The 3,658-nt window shown below is 38.0% G+C and carries 5 protein-coding genes and 1 pseudogene; all 6 read left to right on the top strand.

What is annotated here, in order from left to right:
• Positions 1 to 112 precede the first annotated feature (112 nt).
• Positions 113 to 544, top strand: a complete 432-nt coding sequence (locus PPA03S_RS31960) for an NUDIX domain-containing protein (RefSeq protein WP_062330055.1) — start codon at positions 113 to 115, stop codon at positions 542 to 544.
• A 266-nt stretch (positions 545 to 810) separates the two neighbouring features.
• Positions 811 to 1,416, top strand: coding sequence for a hypothetical protein (locus tag PPA03S_RS31955; RefSeq protein WP_062330054.1), 606 nt, complete (start codon positions 811 to 813; stop codon positions 1,414 to 1,416).
• 157 nt (positions 1,417 to 1,573) lie between these two features.
• On the top strand, positions 1,574 to 2,083 hold the full coding sequence (locus PPA03S_RS31950) for a tetratricopeptide repeat protein (protein WP_062330053.1): 510 nt from the start codon (positions 1,574 to 1,576) through the stop codon (positions 2,081 to 2,083).
• Positions 2,084 to 2,538: 455 nt separating this feature from the next.
• A complete protein-coding gene (locus PPA03S_RS34155) occupies positions 2,539 to 2,631 on the top strand; it encodes a putative holin-like toxin (RefSeq protein ID WP_245683789.1) in 93 nt (30 codons plus the stop codon).
• A gap of 261 nt (positions 2,632 to 2,892) precedes the next feature.
• Positions 2,893 to 3,342 carry a DUF1569 domain-containing protein gene (locus PPA03S_RS31945; RefSeq protein WP_062330052.1) on the top strand — a complete coding sequence of 150 codons (450 nt, stop codon included), beginning with the start codon at positions 2,893 to 2,895 and terminating at the stop codon, positions 3,340 to 3,342.
• Between the two features lie 153 nt (positions 3,343 to 3,495).
• Positions 3,496 to 3,658, top strand: a pseudogene (locus PPA03S_RS31940) (beta-hydroxyacyl-ACP dehydratase); the annotation flags it as partial.

Below are 3,658 nucleotides of genomic sequence, written 5' to 3'. Positions count from 1 at the left end.
AACATTCGTCTTGGATCCGGCATTCGCCGGACACCCAGCATGCGCTGGGTCGTGGATACAGGAACGTTATACGCAACCCTTGCTAGAGTAAATAAAAGGAAAGAGGTACAAAATGAAGCGATCCCATGATGCCTCAGGAATTATCATTATTGATGAGCATAATAGAGTGCTATTGGTTCATCAAACATATGGAAAGAAACAATGGTCTGTACCAGGCGGAGTAGTAGAAGAAGGTGAATCAGTGTGGGATGGTGCAAGAAGAGAACTGAAGGAAGAAGTCAATATTGAAGTCAATGAAATGGATTTATCAGGTATCTATTTTATGTCTCATCGGAATGGATACATTTATACGTTTAAGTCAGATGGATATGTTGGTCGCATAGAAGTTGATAATAAAGAAATAGATGAATATGGATTTTTTGATATGGATAATTTACCAAGACCGATTTCAAATTTTACAGTAGAAAGATTGATAGATGCAGTAACGAACAATAAAACCGTATTTAAAGATCAACACATTGATAATTACCTCGTAATAGAATGAATAAAGAACAATATGATAATCACTTAAGAGGGTAAGGGCAGCGTATACACCATATTCAAGCTTCAGTCCATCCGGCCCTCGGTCCGGCAGAAGTACGATGTTATTCGCAGAGGCATCTCAGTAGCGGGGAAGCATATTCAGCCCGACACATCCGGACCACCTAACCGCATCGCGGCCGCCCTTCGGGTGGTGGGACGTCGTGAACACATCAACGTTAGCTGGAATTCCTTAAATCGCTATAAAAGATTAAGTAGGTGGTATTCAAGATGTCTTATATGAAACCAGTAATTCGAGAACCTTATTACGATAAACCAATATGGATTGAAAATGAAGTGACTCGAAAGGAGTTCACTTTTTTATCCTCGAATAGTAGTGAAGCTGAAGTAGAATTGTTTTTATTGCATTTATTTGGATATAACAGAATTGATGCCTCAATTTCTTTTGAAGAATCTTTTAAAGAGCTATTAAAGAAAGATGAAGTAGCGATATTAGGTGGGGTTGCTTTTTTACAGGATGATGAGACATTTATCATGCCTAGCTGCTGTTGTGGACTTGAAGAAATACAATCAATAGATTATTCAATTAAAGCTAAACAAAGTCCATGGCTTGGACATGACCCATCGCCTGGAATTCAGTATTTTGATGATTATGCCTTAGTGTGGTCAGATGATCCGGAAACACTTAAGGGAGAACTATTAAGCATTAAGTTTACCAGTAATGAACTGGTAGAAAGCCTAGAGAAATGCAAAAAGGACTTATTAGGATTTATAGAAGAACCATTATATAAATGGATTAAGGAAAGAGATGTAGAAATAGCAAATCGAATGAGTCAAAAAATGCTTCACTGGTTTTTGAAAGACGAATATTTATGAATGCATTTCAGGAAGTCAGGAACTTCAGCTAACATTATACAAAGACGGTATAGGAAATCAATGAAATCAATGAAAACAAAGCCTAACAGCTGATCCGCAATCGAAGCTATAGTATAAGTTGTAAGCAATATTTCAAAAAAGAGAGGTGAACGTAAAAATGAAAAGAGAACTTTTGGATAAGGCCATTCAACTTCGTGAAGAAGGGCGAGCTAAACAGGATCAATCTATACTTGCAGAAGTGCGTAAAATGCTTTTGGATTTGGTTTTCACTTACCCGGACGATGCTGAGGTCAACTTTCAGACTGGTGTTGCTCATGACAATTCAGGATTAGGAAAAGAAGCGATTCCATTTTATGTTCGAGCCATTGAACAAGGACTATCTGGACCGGATCTTGAAAGAGCCCTGCTTGGTCTAGGAAGCACATATCGATATTTAGGATTTTATCAGGAGGCAGAGGAAACATTACGTCGAGGTGTAAGAGAATTCCCTAATCATAGAGGTCTTCAAGTCTTTCTAGCTCTGTCTCTTTATAATATGGGAAAATACAAAGAATCGACAGAGATCCTTTTAACTAATTTGCTAGAAACAACTGCCGATGAAAAACTTCAGTATTTTAGTAGACCGATCAAGTACTATGCACAACATCTTGATGAAACCTGGGGATGATAATGCTAATCTGGTAGATTCATAAGTTTACAGACATAGGCTATATGATAGAGAAATCAAAGCTTAATGTGCGTTAGTTGTTTGGTCGACCAGAGGTCTTTTGAAAGAGTGGTATCGGGCATGTAACCTTGTGCTGGCTAAGTCTTTAATCCATCGCTGGATGGCTTAAGTCAGTGAAGGTTCGTGGATTGTTCGAAGAAGGTGGTGACTTCCTATAACATAATATTCACGCTGCAGGCATATGCCCTGGGCCCGTAATTCGCCGGACACCCGACATACGTCGGGTCATGAATACAGAAACGTTATATGATAGAAATAATGGACAACAAATAGAACTTAAGAAAAGTATAATAAAGTAGATAAGAACGCTTGTACGTGGATGTAAAACAAAGGTAAAATATAGATACAATTGAATCTTAGGTGGGCATGGTTTCCCTTCGAAAGGAGGTGAGATCATGGAAGTGAAAGATGCAATGACTCAGATGTTATTATTTGAAACATTCATTCTTGCACTTTTAACATACATCAATAACAACAAGAGAAAGTAAAAACCCACCCCAAGGTTAACGGCCAAAGGTGGGTTTTTGTCCTGACTTGACTTTAGAAGGGATAGACCATCCAAGCCAATTGTACTGACCAAGTGTTGACGCACTTGGTCTTTCTTTAAGGTTATGATAACACATGAGAAAAGATGATTCAAAGCTAAAATAGAGGCATTTCAGCAGACAACCCCCTCCGTGGTTCATGAATACAGGAACGTTATAGGAAATCAGCGCAAGAAAAAACTATTTTCAGGAGGAGTCGTTCCAATGAATAGCATTTTTGAACAAAATCACACAAATGAAATTATTGTACGCATCAAAAAATTACGTCCAGATTCACAACCTCGTTGGGGTAAAATGAATGTCGCGCAAATGTTAGCTCATTGCTCAGCTTTTCAGGAAATAGCGATGGGGAACTCTTCTTCTTCAAGAAGTTGGCTGGGGTTAGTTATAGGAAAGTTTGTGAAACCCATGGTCTATAACGATAAGCCACTTCCAAAGAATATGTCCACGATTCCAAATATCATGATTGTAGATGAAAGAGAATTTGATGTGGAAAAAGAAACATTAATACAAAAAATAATTGTGTTTCAAAATAATGGACCCAAGAAATGTACAACCCAACCACATCCTTTTTTCGGCAAACTTTCTCCTGAAGAATGGGGCAAGTGCATATATAAACATCTAGACCATCATTTAAAACAGTTTGGCGTATAGTTAATGGAAAATGATGATGTAGTTTCCGGGACACATCCGCACCGACTAACCGCATCGCGGCCGGCTGCTACGCAGCCTTAAGTTGGTGGGACGTCGTGAATACCAGAACGTTATCAGAAATTATTGCAATTTATAAAAAAAGGAGTCTCTTAAATGATTAATATTCAAGATATTCTGCCTCATAGGTATCCATTTTTGTTAATTGATAAAGTACTTGAAGTCGAAAAAAACAAATGGGCTAAGGGGTATAAAAATGTTTCAAGTAATGAGTGGTATATGAATGAACGGAATGCTGTTATTCCTAGTACATTGATAG

Source organism: Paenibacillus pabuli NBRC 13638, from assembly GCF_001514495.1.
GTDB lineage: Bacteria > Bacillota > Bacilli > Paenibacillales > Paenibacillaceae > Paenibacillus > Paenibacillus pabuli.
Note: the sequence above shows the minus strand (reverse complement) of the source record. Positions and strands in the feature narration are given on the sequence as shown.